The organism is Actinomadura sp. NPDC049753 (genome assembly GCF_040674655.1).
In the GTDB taxonomy this organism is placed as follows: Bacteria; Actinomycetota; Actinomycetes; order Streptosporangiales; family Streptosporangiaceae; genus Spirillospora; species Spirillospora verrucosospora.
In genome coordinates, this window is the sequence record NZ_JBFARL010000091.1 from 14,803 (window position 1) to 30,844 (window position 16,042).

General features: G+C 72.2%; 16 protein-coding genes and 1 tRNA gene. 2 read left to right on the forward strand and 15 right to left on the reverse strand.

Annotation, left to right across the window (positions count from 1 at the left end):
* Positions 1–202: 202 nt before the first annotated feature.
* From AB0K37_RS23060 to AB0K37_RS23100, 9 genes are all read right to left on the reverse strand, one after another.
* The gene (locus tag AB0K37_RS23060; RefSeq protein ID WP_363984300.1) at positions 203–1,081 is read right to left on the reverse strand and encodes a DUF6612 family protein; all 879 of its coding nucleotides are present in this window, start codon (positions 1,079–1,081) and stop codon (positions 203–205) included.
* Positions 1,082–1,170: 89 nt separating this feature from the next.
* On the reverse strand, positions 1,171–2,022 hold the full coding sequence (locus AB0K37_RS23065; protein ID WP_363984302.1) for a hypothetical protein: 852 nt from the start codon (positions 2,020–2,022) through the stop codon (positions 1,171–1,173).
* Positions 2,023–2,185: 163 nt separating this feature from the next.
* A complete protein-coding gene (locus tag AB0K37_RS23070; RefSeq protein ID WP_363984304.1) occupies positions 2,186–3,058 on the reverse strand; it encodes a hypothetical protein in 873 nt (290 codons plus the stop codon).
* Between the two features lie 92 nt (positions 3,059–3,150).
* A complete protein-coding gene (locus tag AB0K37_RS23075; protein WP_363984306.1) occupies positions 3,151–4,806 on the reverse strand; it encodes an AMP-binding protein in 1,656 nt (551 codons plus the stop codon).
* A 181-nt stretch (positions 4,807–4,987) separates the two neighbouring features.
* Positions 4,988–5,704 carry a 50S ribosomal protein L1 gene (gene rplA, locus AB0K37_RS23080; protein WP_149259625.1) on the reverse strand — a complete coding sequence of 239 codons (717 nt, stop codon included), beginning with the start codon at positions 5,702–5,704 and terminating at the stop codon, positions 4,988–4,990.
* Between the two features lie 61 nt (positions 5,705–5,765).
* A complete protein-coding gene (rplK, locus tag AB0K37_RS23085; RefSeq protein ID WP_345178434.1) occupies positions 5,766–6,197 on the reverse strand; it encodes a 50S ribosomal protein L11 in 432 nt (143 codons plus the stop codon).
* Between the two features lie 323 nt (positions 6,198–6,520).
* Complete coding sequence (gene nusG / locus AB0K37_RS23090; protein WP_360581603.1) at positions 6,521–7,384, reverse strand: transcription termination/antitermination protein NusG; 864 nt, start codon at positions 7,382–7,384, stop codon at positions 6,521–6,523.
* 80 nt (positions 7,385–7,464) lie between these two features.
* Positions 7,465–7,719, reverse strand: a complete 255-nt coding sequence (gene secE, locus AB0K37_RS23095; protein WP_363984309.1) for a preprotein translocase subunit SecE — start codon at positions 7,717–7,719, stop codon at positions 7,465–7,467.
* 122 nt (positions 7,720–7,841) lie between these two features.
* Positions 7,842–7,914: transfer RNA gene (locus AB0K37_RS23100), tRNA-Trp, on the reverse strand.
* 256 nt (positions 7,915–8,170) lie between these two features.
* Between AB0K37_RS23100 and AB0K37_RS23105 the strand changes: the two genes are divergently transcribed.
* Positions 8,171–9,382 carry a pyridoxal phosphate-dependent aminotransferase gene (locus tag AB0K37_RS23105; protein WP_363984311.1) on the forward strand — a complete coding sequence of 404 codons (1,212 nt, stop codon included), beginning with the start codon at positions 8,171–8,173 and terminating at the stop codon, positions 9,380–9,382.
* Positions 9,383–9,557: 175 nt separating this feature from the next.
* Here AB0K37_RS23105 and AB0K37_RS23110 read toward each other — a convergent pair whose 3' ends face one another.
* The 3 genes from AB0K37_RS23110 to AB0K37_RS23120 form a co-directional block, all read right to left on the reverse strand.
* Entirely contained in the window at positions 9,558–10,310 is a 753-nt protein-coding gene (locus AB0K37_RS23110) for a hypothetical protein (RefSeq protein WP_363984313.1), read from the reverse strand.
* A 3-nt stretch (positions 10,311–10,313) separates the two neighbouring features.
* Complete coding sequence (locus AB0K37_RS23115; protein WP_185028546.1) at positions 10,314–10,823, reverse strand: SigE family RNA polymerase sigma factor; 510 nt, start codon at positions 10,821–10,823, stop codon at positions 10,314–10,316.
* Positions 10,824–10,958: 135 nt separating this feature from the next.
* Positions 10,959–11,909, reverse strand: a complete 951-nt coding sequence (locus tag AB0K37_RS23120) for a hypothetical protein (protein WP_363984315.1) — start codon at positions 11,907–11,909, stop codon at positions 10,959–10,961.
* Between the two features lie 268 nt (positions 11,910–12,177).
* Here AB0K37_RS23120 and AB0K37_RS23125 point away from each other — a divergent pair, with 268 nt between their 5' ends.
* Positions 12,178–13,239, forward strand: coding sequence for an adenosine deaminase (locus AB0K37_RS23125; protein ID WP_363984323.1), 1,062 nt, complete (start codon positions 12,178–12,180; stop codon positions 13,237–13,239).
* A 34-nt stretch (positions 13,240–13,273) separates the two neighbouring features.
* Here AB0K37_RS23125 and AB0K37_RS23130 read toward each other — a convergent pair whose 3' ends face one another.
* The 3 genes from AB0K37_RS23130 to AB0K37_RS23140 form a co-directional block, all read right to left on the reverse strand.
* Positions 13,274–13,975 carry a GntR family transcriptional regulator gene (locus tag AB0K37_RS23130; RefSeq protein WP_363984317.1) on the reverse strand — a complete coding sequence of 234 codons (702 nt, stop codon included), beginning with the start codon at positions 13,973–13,975 and terminating at the stop codon, positions 13,274–13,276.
* Between the two features lie 80 nt (positions 13,976–14,055).
* Complete coding sequence (locus AB0K37_RS23135; RefSeq protein WP_363984319.1) at positions 14,056–14,637, reverse strand: TMEM165/GDT1 family protein; 582 nt, start codon at positions 14,635–14,637, stop codon at positions 14,056–14,058.
* 219 nt (positions 14,638–14,856) lie between these two features.
* Positions 14,857–15,924, reverse strand: coding sequence for a UDP-N-acetylmuramate dehydrogenase (locus AB0K37_RS23140; protein ID WP_363984321.1), 1,068 nt, complete (start codon positions 15,922–15,924; stop codon positions 14,857–14,859).
* Positions 15,925–16,042: the final 118 nt, after the last annotated feature.

Genomic DNA, 16,042 nt, shown 5'->3' on the forward strand with positions numbered 1-16,042 from the left:
GGCCATGCGGGAAGCTCTCGTCTCACCTACGCAGGCCGCCCGAACTGAGTCGGGTCCTTCGGTCACCTCGCGGGAGGTGACGACCGGCGGTCTTCGGCATCGGACAGCATACGTGCCCTGACCAAGGACACCAAATCAGCGGACAGAGCGAGGGACCGCGCCCCGGGCGGGGCGCGGTCCCTCGGTCGTGCTCAGGCCCGGATCAGGCGCCGCCGGGCAGACCGCCGCTGCCGAGCCGGCTCATGATCTCGCCGAAGTCCGTGACCTCGCTCGCCGGCGGCTCGGTGACCTGGACCGGCTTGCCGTAGTCGCGGTACTTCATCGTCATGGTCATGTCGCCCGCGGTCGACTCCGTCGACTTCATCGTCATCTGGCGCGGCAGCTGCTGGCCGTCCACCCACAGGTCGAAGTGCATGGCCTGGAGGCCGGTCGTGCCGAGGCTCTTGCGGTAGGCCTCCTGCGTCTCCGGGGAGAGCTTGGCGACCGCGTCCTCCATCCGGTAGGTGCCGGTGTAGTGGGTCGTCTGGACGCCGTCGATGGTCTCCTTGCCGACCTCGCGCGCGTCCTTGGACGCCGTCAGCATCTTGGTGTTCTGCACCGGGTCCATCTGCCGGGACTGCTGGAGCAGCTCGTCGATGTTCATCCCGGACTTGGCGCCCAGCTCGTCCAGCGAGATCTTGATCCAGGGCTTGGTCCCGCCGCCGAGCTGGGACAGCATCGGCATCTTCATGTACATGTTCCGGCCGACGAGCCGCTGCTCCATGCCGGACATCGGCTTGCCCGCGACCGTCATCTGCCCGAAGTTCATGCTGTAGGCCAGGTCGGGCTTCGTGCGGTACTGCATCGTGCCGTTCATCGTCACGTCACCCGTCGACGAGCCGGTCGACTTCATCGTCAGGTCGGCCTGGAACGAGTCGATCTGGCCGGTCTTCTCGGCGGCCTTGCCGAGGACCTGCGCGGCGGACAGCCGGAGCCCCTTGCCGGCGTCGTCCACCGTCTTCCCGGCCTCGCCGAGGCAGCCGGTCAGCGAGAGGGCGAGGCCGGTGGCCAGCGCCGTGCCTGCCGCGAAACGACGGATCATCAGGGGGGTCTCCTTGCTCTCCTTGGCACCCGAGGGGTAGGGCCGAACGGTACATCAGACGCAAAAGACCCCGCTGCGGTTCACCGTTCTCAGTTGCCGCCGAGGACGCCCGGGAGGGACAGCTGCCCCACCTGATCGGACGGAGGCGTGTTCACCCTGAACGACTTGCCGTAGTCGCTGTAGAGGACGGTCACCGACCCGTTCTCGCCCTTCGCGCCGGTCGCCTTGGAGACGAGCTTGCGCGGCAGGTTGTCGCCGTCCGTCCACAGATCGAAGTTGATCTTGCCGTTGGCGCGGTCCTTCGGCAGCCACTGCTGGACCTTCGCGCGGGCCTGCGCGTCGAGCCGGTTCAGCGCGTCCTCGACGGTGACCGTCCCGGCGTAGTGCGTCGTCTTGACGCCGTCGACCGTCTCGGTGCCGACCCTGCGGGCGTCCTTGGAGCCGGTGAACATCTTCGTCTGCTCGGCCGGGTCCACCTTCTGCACCTGGTCGACCAGGCCCCGGACGTCGAAGCCGGTCCGCTGCGCCATCTGGTTCACGTCGATCTTCACCCACGGCTTGCCGCCGCTGACGAACTGCGCGAGCTGCGGGACCTTCGCGTACAGGGCGTTGCCGGTGAAGACGGCCTGGCCCTTGGCGCCCGGCACGCTCTGCCCGTTCTGGCTGAAGTCATCCAGCTTCGCGCTGAACTCCAGCGACGGACGCAGCCGGAACTGCCCGTTGGCGTGGACCTTCCCGCCGCCGTCACCGGTGCCCGTCACCGTCAGATCGGCCTTGAACGTGTCGGCCTTGCCGGTCTTCTCGGACGCCTTCAGCAGCGCCTGGTTCGCGCTGAGCTTCATGTTGCCGGTGTTCTCCGTCCCGTCCCCGTTGCATCCGGACAGGAGGAGCGCGGCGCCCACTGCGGTGCCGCCGGCCGCCACCACGAGTCGTCGGTTCATACGGGTTGAGCCTCCCTTGTCGCCCTGCTGGTGTTCCCAGTCTCTTCGGGCGTTAACGGAAGGGCATCCCCCGGTGGTACGAATGGGCCCCCGCCCGGTACGACCAACGGCGTAGCCGTTCCCCTGACCCGACGTCAGGGTGGTCCGGCGTTCCGAAGCCGCTTCAGCGGTAGGCGCCGAAGGTCATCGACCCGGCCAGCCCGGCGCCGGGCGCCTGCCCGCTGAGGCTGATCGAGGTCGGCCGGGCCTCGCTGTCGGCCAGCAGGTCGAGCCCGCATCCGGTGTCGTCCGGCACCCACTTGCGGAACGCCGCCACCGCGTCCTGCGGCAGCAGCGCGTACACGCCGCCCATGAGCGTCTGCGCGGTGAAGCGCGTCAGCCCGGCGGCGTCCGGCTCGCTCGCCGTCATGCCGGGGAGCGTCCCGATCATGAAGGTGAACTGCCGGGGGTCGGAGCCGCTCTGCAGGCTGCCCAGCTGCGCCGGGGTCAGCGTGGACCGCGTCCACTTCTGCCCGTCGTAGCCCTTGAGCGTGCTCCCCTGGACGATCACCTTCTGGGTGACCTTGGACAGCTCGCCGCCCTTCATCGTCTGCGTGACGCCGGTGGCGCTCATCGCGAACTTCGGCCACAGCGTGAACGTGGCCGTCTCGGTGGCGCGCTGGTAGTCGCCGTCCGACCCGACCGTCACCTTCAGGTCCGTCCTGCGGGTGAAGGAGTGCAGGCTGGGACCGGGCTGGGGCGGCGCCGTCGGCAGGTTGTGCGCGGCGCCCCCGCCTCCGGGCGTGCGCGTGCCGGGACGCGCGCTCGCGCCCGGGGCGGCTCCCGGCGCGCCGGGCGTGCCCGGGGAGACCGTGGCGGACGCGGCGCCGTTGGGGTTGGCGGGGTCACGCTGGGCCATCGCCGCGGAGGGGGGCAGCACCCCCGCGTCCTTCGGCGAGTCGCCCCCGATCTTCACCACCATCAGGATCGCCGTGGGCACGACGGCCACCGCGGTCACGGCGGAGATGGCGATGGCCCGATCGGTACGACGCTTCACGCGGGCAATTCAACACCAGGTTCCTCGCCGGTAACAAAACAATCGGATACCAAATTGTCCGGTTCCGGACTGCGAGACGCGTATCCACCGATTCAGGGGATTTCGGGGCAGTCTGTCAGCTCGGTGCGGTCGGGCGATTCGGCGCGGTCCGAGAGCTCGGCGCTGCCCGAGAGCTCGGCGCTGCCCGAGAGCTCGGCGCGGCCCGAGAGCTCGGCGCGGCCCGAGAGCTCGGCGCGGAGGGCGGCCTTGCGGACCTTGCCGGTCCCGGTGCGCGGGAGGGCCGTCACGAACTCGACGCGCCGCGGCGTCTTGAAACCGGCGAGCCGCGCTCGGCAGGCCGCCGTCAGGTCCTCCACTCGCGGCGGCACGCCGTCCGGCACGACCACCGCGCACACCGACTGGCCCCAGCGCGGATCGGGCAGCCCCACCACCGCGACCTCGCCCACCCCCGGGACCGTGCGCAGGACGTCCTCGACCTCGCGCGACGAGACGTTCTCCCCGCCCGTGATGATCACGTCCTTGATCCGGTCGGCGAGGTACAGGTAGCCGTCCCCGTCGACGCGGCCCGCGTCGCCGGTCCGGAACCAGCCGCCCGCGAACGCCTCGGCGGTCGCCTCGGGATCGTCCCAGTACCCGTCCGCCACCTGCGCTCCCCGGACGACCACCTCGCCCAGCGCGCCGGGCGGCACCGGTGACCCGTCGTCGCCGATCACCGCGACCTCCGCGCCGTCGCCCGGCCGGCCCGCCGACGCCGCCAGCTCCGGCCTGCCCGCCACCGCCGCACGGTGGTCCGCCGGGGACAGGAACGTCGCGTTGCCCGACAGCTCGGTCATGCCGTACCCCTGGTTCAGGTCGCAGCCGAGCACCCCGTCCGCACGACGCAGCAGCGGCACCGGCATCGGCGCCGACCCGTACGCGATCACCCGGACGGTGGCCCGCAGCGCCTCCAGCCCCGCCGGGTCCCCGTCCAGATGGGCGAGCAGGTCCTCCAGCATCGTCGGAGCGAGCGACAGGTTCGTGACGCCGTGCCGGCGCGCCGCGTCCACCAGGGCGGCCGGACCGAACCGGCGCAGCACGACGGCGTGACGCCGGAAAAGGTGATGCAGGACGACCTGGTAGCCCGCCACATGGCACAAGGGGAACGGCGTGCAGAACACGTCGTCCGGCAACACGGGACGGCCCGACGCCGTGACCGCCATCCCCGCCAGCAGGCTCCTGTGGGTGAGCCGCACGCCCTTCGGCCTGCCGGTCGTGCCGCTGGTGAACATCAGCCAGGCGACCTCGGCCGGATCGCGGTCATCCTCCTGGGAAGGGGCCGGGCCGTCCCACGGCAGGTCGGCGACGTCCACGAGCGGCGGACGCCCTGCGGGAAGTCCCCCCTCGCGGGCCAGCCTCTCCAGCAGCTCCGGCTCACCGATGACGAGCTCGGCGCCGCAGCGGACGACCTGGTCGGCCCATTCGCGCGGATGCAGCCTCTGGTTGAGCGGCACGAGGATCCTGCCTTCGCGCGGAACCCCGTAGTAGGCCGCCACGTACTCCAGCCGGTTGTGCGCGAGCAGCGCCACCCGCGCCCCGGGCGAGCACCGCGCGGACAGGTGCCCGCTCAGCGCGTCCGTCCGGGCGCGCAGCTCGCGGAACGTCCACGTCGTGCCGTCGACCGACAGGGCAGGAGCCTCGGGGGCGTCCTCCGCGGCCGCGCCGAGCACGTCGTACAGCCGGTGGACGTCCCGGCGCCGCGTCCCGCCCATCACATCCCCTTCGCCGACGATTCGGGCGCCGAATCTAGCGGCGGACCGGTCGGCGAGGACGGCCGTGTCCCGCTGACCGCGACCCGGGAAGGCGGCCGACCGTCCACAGCCTGTGGAAAAGCGAGCAGGGCGCCCCCATGGCGGGGACGCCCTGCTCGACGGCGTTCGACGCCGGGCTCGATCAGGCCTCTTCGAGCTCGGCCGTCAGGTTGCGGACCGCGTTCGGGTCCACCGGGATGCTCGGGCCCATCGACGTGGTCAGCGCCGCCTTCTTGACATACCGGCCCTTCGCGGCGGACGGCTTGAGACGCTGGATCTCGTCGACCGCGGCGGCGTAGTTCTCCACCAGCTGGCGCTCGTCGAAGGACGCCTTGCCGATGATGAAGTGCAGGTTCGCGTGCCGGTCGACACGGAACTCGATCTTGCCGCCCTTGATGTCGGAGACGGCCTTGGACACGTCCATCGTGACCGTGCCGGTCTTCGGGTTCGGCATCAGGCCGCGCGGACCGAGCACCCGGCCGAGCCGGCCGACCTTGCCCATCTGGTCCGGGGTCGCGACCACGGCGTCGAAGTCCAGGAAGCCGCCCTGGATCCGCTCGATCAGGTCGTCCGAGCCGACCAGGTCGGCGCCCGCCGCCTCGGCCTCCTGCGCCTTGGCGCCGACGGCGAAGACGAGCACGCGGGCCGTCTTGCCGGTGCCGTGCGGCAGGTTGACCGTGCCGCGGACCATCTGGTCGGCCTTGCGCGGGTCGACGCCCAGCCGCATGGCGACCTCGACGGTCGCGTCGAACTTGGTGACCGCGGTCTCCTTGGCCAGCTTCACGGCCTCGACCGGGCTGTACAGCCGCTCCCGGTCGATCTTCTCCGCCGCGGCGCGGTAGCCCTTGCTGCGCTTCATGTGCGTTCCTCCAGACGGAACTCGTGGTAGGGGCCAGCGCCGGCCCTCCCACTGGGACGTCTTACTTGACCTCGATGCCCATCGACCGCGCGGTGCCGGCGACGATCTTCTCGGCGGCGTCCAGGTCCTTGGCGTTGAGGTCGGGCATCTTGGTCGTGGCGATCTCACGGATCTGGTCGCGGGTGACCGAGCCGACCTTGGTCTTGTGCGGCTCGCCGCTGCCCTTCTCCACGCCCGCGGCCTTCAGGATGAGCTGCGCGGCCGGCGGGGTCTTGGTGACGAAGCTGAACGACCGGTCCTCGTAGATGGTGATCTCTACGGGGATGACGTTGCCGCGCTGGGACTCCGTGGCAGCGTTGTACTGCTTGCAGAAGTCCATGATGTTGACGCCGTGCGGACCGAGCGCGGTACCGACGGGCGGCGCCGGCGTGGCCTGCCCGGCCTGCAACTGGACCTTCACCAAAGCGGCGATTTTTTTCTTCTTGGGAGGCATGCCTCTCCCTCGTGTTCCGTTTCTCTGTGGTCCCGACTCCCGGAGACCGGGCAACACGGCGGGCGGAACTAGACCGCCGCGTTGGGACCTTGACCGACCCCGTGTCCCCGCGTGCGCGGGGAGCAGAGCTGCACCTTGACGAGCGCAGCGATCTTCTTGGGGCCATCCCCGCGCGAGCGGGGCCGATGGGCGCCGGTCTCCGATCATCGGAGGCCGGGCACCCGAACCCGCCCCCGCCTCGGCGGGGACGGCCCGTCCAGGATACGGCCTGGCCTGAGCGGCCCGGACGCGTCCCGAGGACGGGGTGAGACCTCGGAGACCTGTCAGATCTTGGAGACCTGGTTGAAGGAGAGCTCGACCGGCGTCTCGCGACCGAAGATGGAGACCAGCACCTTGAGCTTCTGCTGCTCGGCGTTGATCTCGTTGACGGTGGCGGGGAGGGTGGCGAACGGGCCGTCCATGACGGTGACCGACTCGCCGACCTCGTAGTCGACGGTGGCGGGGGCCTTGGCCTGCTCCTTGGCGGCCTTGGCGACGCCCTCCTCCGGCTCGGGGGCCAGCAGGTTGGCGACCTCGTCCAGGCTGAGCGGGGACGGCTTGTTCAGCAGGCCGACGAACCCGGTGACGCCCGGGGTGTTGCGGACCGCGGCCCACGACTCGTCGGTGAGCTCCATGCGGACGAGGATGTAGCCCGGCAGGACCTTCTCGTTGACCTTCTGGCGCTTGCCGCCCTTGATCTCGGTCACCTCGTGCTGCGGGACCTCGATCTGGAAGATGTAGTCCTCCATGTTGAGGGTCTGCGTGCGGGTCTCGATGTTGGTCTTGACCCGGTTCTCGTAGCCCGCGTAGGAGTGCACGACGTACCAGTCGCCCGGCTGGAGGCGCAGCTGCATCTTGAAGTCGGCGTACGGGTCGGCCGGCGGCTCGGCGGCGGCCTCCTCCTCGTCCGCCTCCTCCTCGGCGGCGCCCTCGCCCTCGACGGACGCGGCGAGCTCGGCGGCGCCCTCGGCCGCGTCCGGCGCGGGGCCCTCGCCTTCGAGCTTCGTGTCCGCGGGCTCGGCGTCGCCGGCGGAGACGACCGCCTCGGCCGTCTCGTCGGCGGGCTCAGCCGCCTGGTCGGCCGCAGCAGCCGCAGCGGACTGGGCCTCTTCAACGGCCTCGTCGTAGGGCTGTGAGGGCTCGGACACGGTCAACTCTTCTCTCGGTCTGCGGTGATGGACTTGCGAAGGTACGGCGGGGCCCGTCGCCCGGCCCGGGCCGGGCGGCGTCAGCCGAAGAGCTCGTAGATGCCCTTCTGCAACCCGTAGTCGATGCCGGAGACGAGCGCGACCATGACCAGCACGAACACCAGCGAGACGGTCGTGTAGGTGATCAACTCCCGCCGCGTCGGCCAGATGACCTTGCGCAGCTCGGCGATGATCTGGCGCACGAACAGCGCGGGCGAGGTCCGCTTGGAAGGGGCCTTCTTCTTGCCCTTGCCCTCGTCCTTGGCCTCGGGCTCGTCGCGAGTCTCAGTCGCCATTTGCCGCCGTTCACCTCATAGGTCGTGATTCAACCACCCTGTGGTTGCCGCGCGGTCCCGTGCCGCGGAGTGCCACGGCGACGCCATGGCGCGGCCGGCACGGGTGCGCGCACCGCACCTCGCAGGGCAGGAGGGACTCGAACCCCCAACCGCCGGTTTTGGAGACCGGAGCTCTACCAATTGAGCCACTGCCCTTCGCTTCTCCGGCTAAGGAGAAACCCGACCACAGGATCGGGTGGGTGCCGGGTCCCAGCTTACGGCCTGATCGGTGCCCGCGTGCGGACAGGCGCGTATACCGGCGACACGTCACTTGGAGGAGGAGTCTACGTGCCCAAGGGGCCCGCGTCGAACCGGATATCGGGGGGTCTCGGGAAGGCCACGGGGGGGACCCGTCCCACCGGCCCGGATATATGGCTGCGGGTCCCGGTGCGACGTCTGTAACGATAGGGGTATGAGCATCGATCGTCCTCGCATCTCCAAGCGCATCGCCGCGATATCCGAGTCCGCAACGCTGGCCGTCGACGCCAAGGCCAAGGCGCTGAAGGCGGCGGGCCGCCCGGTCATCGGGTTCGGCGCGGGCGAGCCCGACTTCCCGACGCCCGACTACATCGTCGAGGCCGCTGTGACCGCGTGCCGGGTGCCGCGCTTCCACAAGTACACGCCCGCGGGCGGGCTGCCCGAGCTGCGCGCCGCGATCGCCGAGAAGACCGAGCGCGACTCCGGCTACCGGGTCGAGGCCTCGCAGGTGCTCGTGACCAACGGCGGCAAGCAGGCGGTGTACGAGGCGTTCGCGGCGCTGCTCGACCCGGGCGACGAGGTGATCGTCCCGACGCCGTACTGGACGACCTACCCCGAGTCGATCAAGCTGGCGGGCGGGGTGCCCGTGGACGTCGTCGCCGACGAGACCACCGGCTACAAGGTCAGCGTCGAGCAGCTGGAGTCGGCCCGCACCGACCGGACGAAGGTGCTGCTGTTCGTCTCGCCGTCCAACCCGACGGGGGCGGTCTACAGCCGCGACGAGATCGAGGCGATCGGGCGCTGGGCCGACGGGCACGGCCTGTGGGTCGTCACCGACGAGATCTACGAGCACCTGGTGTACGGCGACGCCGAGTTCCACTCGATGCCCGTGGTGGTGCCGGAGCTGGCCGACCGGACGCTCGTCCTGAACGGGGTGGCCAAGACCTACGCGATGACCGGCTGGCGGGTCGGCTGGCTGATCGGCCCGGCGGACGTGGTGAAGGCCGCCCAGAACCTGCAGTCGCACGCGACGTCCAACGTGGCGAACGTCTCCCAGGCCGCCGCGCTCGCCGCCGTGACCGGCGACCTGTCGGCCGTCGCGGAGATGCGCAGGGCGTTCGACCGGCGCCGGCAGACGATGGTGCGGATGCTGAACGAGATCCCGGGCATGGTGTGCCCCGAGCCGGAGGGCGCGTTCTACGCCTACCCGTCGGTCAAGGCGCTGCTCGGCAAGCAGTTGCGCGGCAGGCGCCCCGAGACGTCGGTGGAGCTGGCGTCGCTGATCCTTGAGGAGGCCGAGGTCGCGCTGGTGCCCGGCGAGGCGTTCGGCACGCCGGGCTACTTCCGGCTCTCCTACGCGCTGGGCGACGACGACCTGGTCGAGGGCGTGTCGCGCGTCGCGAAGCTGCTGTCCGAGGCGAGCTGACCTCCGCGAGCACGCCGCGCGCGCGAACCCGCGCACACGAAACCGGCCCCGGGTGCACAATTCCCGGGGCCGGTTTCGCATGGGACGGGTTCCGCCGGTTCCCGTCCCGGGAAGTCCGGCGGGACGCCCCGCGAGCGGCCCCTCTCCGCCGTGGGACGCCCCGCCGGAACGGGGTTCAGGGGCGCACGCCCTCGGCGATGCGCATGAGCCGGTCCTTGGCCGCACCGGAGGCGGTCACGGTGACGCCGACTCCGCGCCGCGCCAGCCAGGAGATCTGCCGCGAGGAGTCGGGGCGGTCGCCGGTCAGCGCGGGCATGCCGTGCACGGACGTGCGGCCGGGGATTCCGGGCACGCGCATCAGGTCCTGCGGGCCGGTCAGCCCGCCGCCCTTCACGAGCGCGACCTCCACCCAGCCGCCGTCGCCGCGCCACGCGCAGGTCGTGGTCCTGCGGTCGGCGTCGCCGGTGACCTCGCAGGGGCCGACGGCGGCCAGTCCCTCCGGCAGATACGTGATCCATTCCGGCAGCGCGCCCGCGACGCCGCCCGGGCCCGGCCTGACCGGGGTGCGCCCGTCGCCGGACGAGCCGCGCGCCTCCGGCTTGCGGGAGGCTCCCGCCTCGGTCCTCCCCTTGGGGGACGGGGACCCGGGGAGGCCCGAGGCGGGAGGTCGCTCCGGCAGCCGGAGAGGCGAGACGGTGTTGCTGGGACGGGTCGTCTCGGTGTCTCCGGCCGGTGTGGCCCGGAACGACTGATAGGTGGGCACGAGGGCCAGGGCCGCGACCGACGCGGCCGCGACGCCGGCGGCCGCGTGGAGCCGGGCCTTGCGGCGGCGGTGGCGGCGCTTGACGTCGGTGACGAGCGACTGTGACGCGGTCGCCCCGGCCACCTGCTCGGCCATGGCCTTCCGCAGTTCACTCTCCAGATCCATCGCTCATCTCCCCAGTGGGGCCAGGTTCCTGTCGAGGCGTTCCCGGAGCCTGGCGAGCCCCCGGGACGCCTGGCTCTTCACCGTTCCGACCGAGCAGCCGAGAGCCTGGGCCGTCTCCGCCTCCGAAAGGTCCTCCCAGAAGCGCAGGACCAGGACCGCGCGCTGCCGCGGGCCGAGCTTGCGCAGCTCGTCCATGAGGGTCCCCCTCAGCTCGACGGAATGGTTCGGCGAGTCGGCCGGCGTCTCCGGGAGCCTCGCCATCTGGATCTCCCGGAGCACCTTCCACCGCCGGGACCGGCTGATCACCAGGTTGACCAGGATCCGGCGGACGTAGGGCTCGGGATCGCTGCCCGCCTCCAGCCGCCCCCAGTGGCGGTAGGCCTTCTCGAGCGCGGTCTGCAGGATGTCCTCGGCGTCCTGCCGGGCCCCGCACATCAGTGCCGCGGTGCGCAGCAGGGCATCGCCGCGTGCCGCCACGAACTCCACGAACGACTCGTCGTCTCGACGCCCCACAGTGCTCCGTCCCGGCTAGAGCGGTTCCGGCAGTTTGTCTCGTCGGGGACGGGCGGCCTCCGCGCCAAGGCCGCCCGCCCACGCCTGTGTTGTGTTACTGGTGTTACTGGTTTCGCCCTGGTCCGTTACCGGGTGTCAGCCCGCGTTGCGCAGGGCGGCGGCCACGTCCTTCGTCCCACCGGCCAGGACGGGGCTGCCGTTGACGAACAGCGAGGTCCCGTTCGGGTCGAACAGCAGCACGCCGCTGCCGTTCGGGCTCTGCCAGGCGGCCACGCCGGCGATGGTCAGCGGGGTGCCGCCCTGCGGCAGGCCGAGCGCCTGGCGCAGCTGCTCCTGCGTCATGCCGGCGCGCGTCTTGATCGTCTCGACGGTGAGCCACTGGCCGGCCTTGCCGGTCCACTTCTGCGTGACGGCGCAGATCTGCGCCTTGCGCAGGTCGGCGGAGCCGGGGACGGCCGACACGTAGCGCAGGCCCTTGGCGGTCATGACGGTCTTCTCGACGGGGCCGCCGACCTTCACGGCGGGCTTCAGCGTGCTGCAGTCGAGCTTGGGCAGCGCCGGCAGCGCGGGCTTGGCGGGCGCGCCGGGCACCTGCGCGTTCGGCTTGGCCGCCGGGGCGCCGCCGGGCAGGTCGCCGGTGGACGGCGCGCAGGTGGGCAGGTTCGCCGGGACGCCGGGCTTGGCGGGGACGGTCTTGCCGTCGGGGAGCTTCGCGCCGGGGAGCTCGGTGTTCGGGATGCCGACCTCCGGCAGGTCCTTGCCGGGGACGCCGGTCTTCGGCAGCTGCCCCTCCGGCAGGTGCGGGGTGGCCGGGTTCTGCTTGAGGTGCTGCTCGACCTGCTTCTTCACCCCGTCGGCCGGGACCTTGGGCAGTCCGGGCTTGGCCGGGAGGTTCGCCGGCAGGCACGTCGGGGCGGTCTTGGGCGCGGCGTCCTGAAGCCTGCGCTCCACGGCGGGGGCCTTGGCGCTGCTCGACTGGAGGCCGGCCTCGTGGTGGGAGCCGGTCATGGCCCACGTCGCGCCGCCGCCCACGGCCACGGTCCCGACGGCGGACGCTGCGATCAAGGCGGCCTTCAGCGTGATCATCGTGAATCCCTTCAGAGGCAAGGTGGTGCTTCGGGGGTGCCTGTCTCTCTCTGGCGCCCCTCGTATACGCACGGTGCCGGTGGGGGGTTGCACGGGATTCCAAAGTTTTTTCGGGGATGCCCATGGGGCGCGATGGCCGCCGGGTGTCATGCGAGGTAGTCCGGTGTAGTGATCCTGCGGGGGCGGGCGTTCGAGGAGAACGATGATCCGGCAACATTGGGTCATGGAGGCCCGTACCGTTTCAGCCCGTCCGGCCGAGCACCGTCCCATGCCGGACCCCCGGGAGCCCGCGCCCGCGCGCGGTCCCGCCCGCCCGGACGTGGCCCTGCTCCCCAAGGCGCACCTGCACCTTCACTTCACCGGGTCGATGCGGCACTCCACGCTCGTGGAGCTCGCCGGCCTGCACGGCGTCCACCTGCCCGACGCCCTCGTCGAGGACTGGCCGCCCCGGCTGCACGCGACCGACGAGCGCGGCTGGTTCCGGTTCCAGCGCCTGTACGACATCGCCCGCTCCGTCCTGCAGACGCCGGACGACCTGCGCCGGCTGCTGCGCGAGACGGCCGAGGACGAGGCCGCCGAGGGGTCGGGCTGGCTGGAGATCCAGGTCGACCCGAGCGGGTACGCGGGGCGCTTCGGCGGCCTGACCCCGACCGTGGAGCTGGTGCTGGACGCCGCGCGCCAGGCGTCGGAGGCGACCGGCGTCGGCGTCGGCGTGGTGATCGCGGCGAACCGGACGCGGCATCCGCTGGACGCCAAGACCCTCGCGCGCCTCGCCGTGCGCTACACCGGCAGGGGCGTCGTCGGGTTCGGCCTGTCCAACGACGAGCGGCGGGGCCGCGCCTACGACTTCGAGGGCGCGTTCAGGATCGCCAAACGCGGCGGGCTGCTGTCGGACCCGCACGGCGGCGAGCTGCTCGGCCCGGCGAGCGTCCGCGAGTGCCTGGAGACGCTGGAGGCCGACCGGATCGGGCACGGGGTCCGCGCCGTCGAGGACCCGCGGCTCCTGGAGCGCATCGTGGACCGCGGGGTCACGCTGGAGGTCTGCCCGGCGTCGAACGTGGGTCTCGGCGTGGCGGCGACGGCGTCGGACGTCCCGCTGCGGCGGCTGTTCGAGGCGGGCGCGTCGATCGCGCTCGGCGCCGACGACCCGCTGCTGTTCGGATCGCGGCTGGCGCGCCAGTACGAGCTGGCCCGCACCGAGCACGCGTTCACCGACGCCGAGCTGGCGGAGCTGGCCCGGCAGTCGATCCGGGCCTCGGCGGCCCCGGACGACGTGCGGCGGCGGCTGCTGGCGGGCGTCGACGCCTGGCTCGGCGACGGGCCGCGCTGACGACCGCGCCGACGACCGCGGCGGGCTGCGGCGATCATGTGGACGGGCGCCACAGGCCCCGGCGTTCGAGGTGGCCTGCCAGCAGCTCCCCGGCCCGGACGATGTGGGCGTGCATCTCCTCGCCGGCCGCGCGGGCGTCGCCGTCCCGGAGCGCCGCCAGGATCCGCCCGTGGTCGCGGACGGCGACGTCCGGCCAGCCGGCGAGGCGCCCGTACAGGCCGCGCGGCACGTACCGGGCGGCCGTGCCGAGCGACCAGGCGAGTTTCGGCGAGTCGGCGGCCAGGTTGATCTCGCGGTGGAAGCGGTGGTTGCGCTCCTCCATGAGGTCGGGGCGGCGCGCGGCCTTGTCGCGGGCCAGGGCGCGCTGGAGGCCGTCCAGGCGTTCCAGGGCGGCGGGGCCGATCCGGGGCGCGGCGCGCACGGTCAGCTCGGCGGCGATGTTCGCCTGCACCCAGAACAGGTCCTGGACGTCCCGCTCCGACAGCGGCGCGACGACGAACCCGCGCCGCGGCTCCAGGACGACGAAGCCCTCGCTGCGCAGCGACTTCAGCGCCTCCCTGACGGGCGTGACGCTGATGCCGAACTCCAGGGCCAGCCGTTCCAGCCGCAGGTGGTCGCCGGGGCGGATGCGTCCGTCCATGATCAGTTCGCGGATGCGGGCGGCGGCCTCGTCGCTCAGCTGGAGCCGCGTGCCGAGCGCCTGCCGCGGCGGGGGGAGGGAGGCGGGTAGGGCCACGGTGGTAACTCCCGTCCGGGCCCTTCCGCGGTGGAGCCTCGCGGTTGCTCAAGGGCCCTGGAGGGAGTGTTCCCGCCGGGTCACGCGGTGATGCCCTCGATCAGCAGCAGGACGCCGAAAACGGCGAACCCCGCCGCTGCGCCGTACTTGATGACGCGCTCGGGCAGCCTGCGGCCGAGGATCTGGCCGACGACGATGGCGAGCGCGTCGGCGGCGACCATCCCGACGGTCGATCCGAGCCAGACGCCGGTCAGCCCGGCGAGCCCGCCGTGGTCGGCGGCGAGCGTGACGGTGGCGAGCATCGTCTTGTCGCCGAGCTCGGCGAGGAAGAACGCCCCGCCGACGGCGAGGATCGCCGACCCGGTGGCCAGGCGCGCCTTGTCGCGCTCGGCGTCGTCCAGCTCGTCGCCGCGCAGCGTCCACAGCGCGAAGCCGAGGAACGCGATGCCGGCGATGATCGAGATCGGGCCGGTGGGGAGCGCGGCGCCGAGGGCCGCGCCGAGGGCGACGCTGGCCAGGTGGACGATCGCGGTCGCGGCCGTGATGCCGATCAGCACCGGGAGGGCGCGGAAGCGGGTGGCGAACGTCATGGCCATGAGCTGGCTCTTGTCGCCCAGCTCGGCCACGAAGATCACGGCCAGACTGATGAGGAAGGCGGTCACCTGGTCCCTTTCGCTCGTGCTCGCCGGGCGAAGGGCGGGGGCTCGCGCGCACGACCTCGGCCCGGCATGACTGCCAGGCCGAAGGTCTCGTCCGCCGCGATGTGGACCGGGCCCGCGTGACCGGGCGCCGTCGGCGGCGCCAGCATGTCGACCACGCGATTGGGACTACTCCCCCTCGACACCGTCCACCCTACCAAGGAGCCTCGGGCGGGCCCTAGGTCAGAGGGTCGCGCCCACCATGACGGGCTCGTTCACCAGCTCGACGCCGAACGCGTCCCGGACGCCGTCGCGGACCTCGCGGGCCAGCGCGAGCAGGTCGGCGGTGGTGGCGCCGCCCGGGTTGGTGAGGGCGAGGGTGTGCTTGGTGGAGATGCGGGCCGGGCCGCGCGCGTGGCCCTTGGTGAACCCGGCGCGGTCGATGAGCCAGGCCGCGGACGTCTTCACCCGGCCGTCGGCCTCCGGGTATCGCGGGAACGTCGCGTCCGGGCCGAGGCGCTCGGCGACGCGGCGTTCGAGCTCGGCGAGCCGGTCCGGGTCGAGGATCGGGTTGGTGAAGAAGGATCCGGCGCTGCGGGTGTCGGGGTCGCTCGCGTCCAGGACCATGCCCTTGCCGCGCCGCAGTTCGAGGACGGCGTCGCGGGCCTCCTTCAGCGTGACCCGGTCCCCCGGCCGGACGCCCAGCCTGCGCGCCAGCTCGGCGTAGGCGATGGGCTGCGACTCCTCGGACTCCTCCAGGGCGTACGTGACGTCCAGGACGACGTACCGGTCGTTGCCCTTGAAGGCGCTGTGCCGGTAGGTGAACCGGCAGGCGTCGCGGTCGAGGGCGACGCAGTCGCGGGCCTCCCGGTCATAGGCGCGGACCTCCACGATCGTCTCGCTGACGTCCTGCCCGTAGGCGCCGACGTTCTGGATCGGCGTCGCGCCGACGCGGCCGGGGATCCCGGACAGGCACTCGACCCCGGCGAGGCCGTCGGCGACGCAGCGGGCGACGAACGGGTCCCAGTCCTCGCCGGCCTGGACGCGCAGGAGCACCCTGCCGCCCTCGGCGGCGACGCGTTCGGTGCCGCGGGTCCCGACGCGCACGACGGTGCCGGGGAACCCGTCGTCGGACACCACGAGGTTGCTGCCGCCGCCGAGCACGAGGACCGGTTCGCCCTCGTCGTCGGCCTTGCGGACGGCCGCGACCAGCTCCGCCTCGGTCGTCGCCTCGACGAAGCGCCGCGCGGGACCGCCCAGCCGCAGCGTGGTGTATCCGGCCAGGTTCACGTCTTCGGCGAACACCGCCACGTCGTCTCCCCCTCCTGCCGTGCCCCGCGCCGCCGGGCCGGCCCGCCCTCGTCCCCTCGACGTGCGCTGCGTCAAGGGTGATCTTGGTGCCGGCCAAGGCCTTGCTGACGGGGCAGCC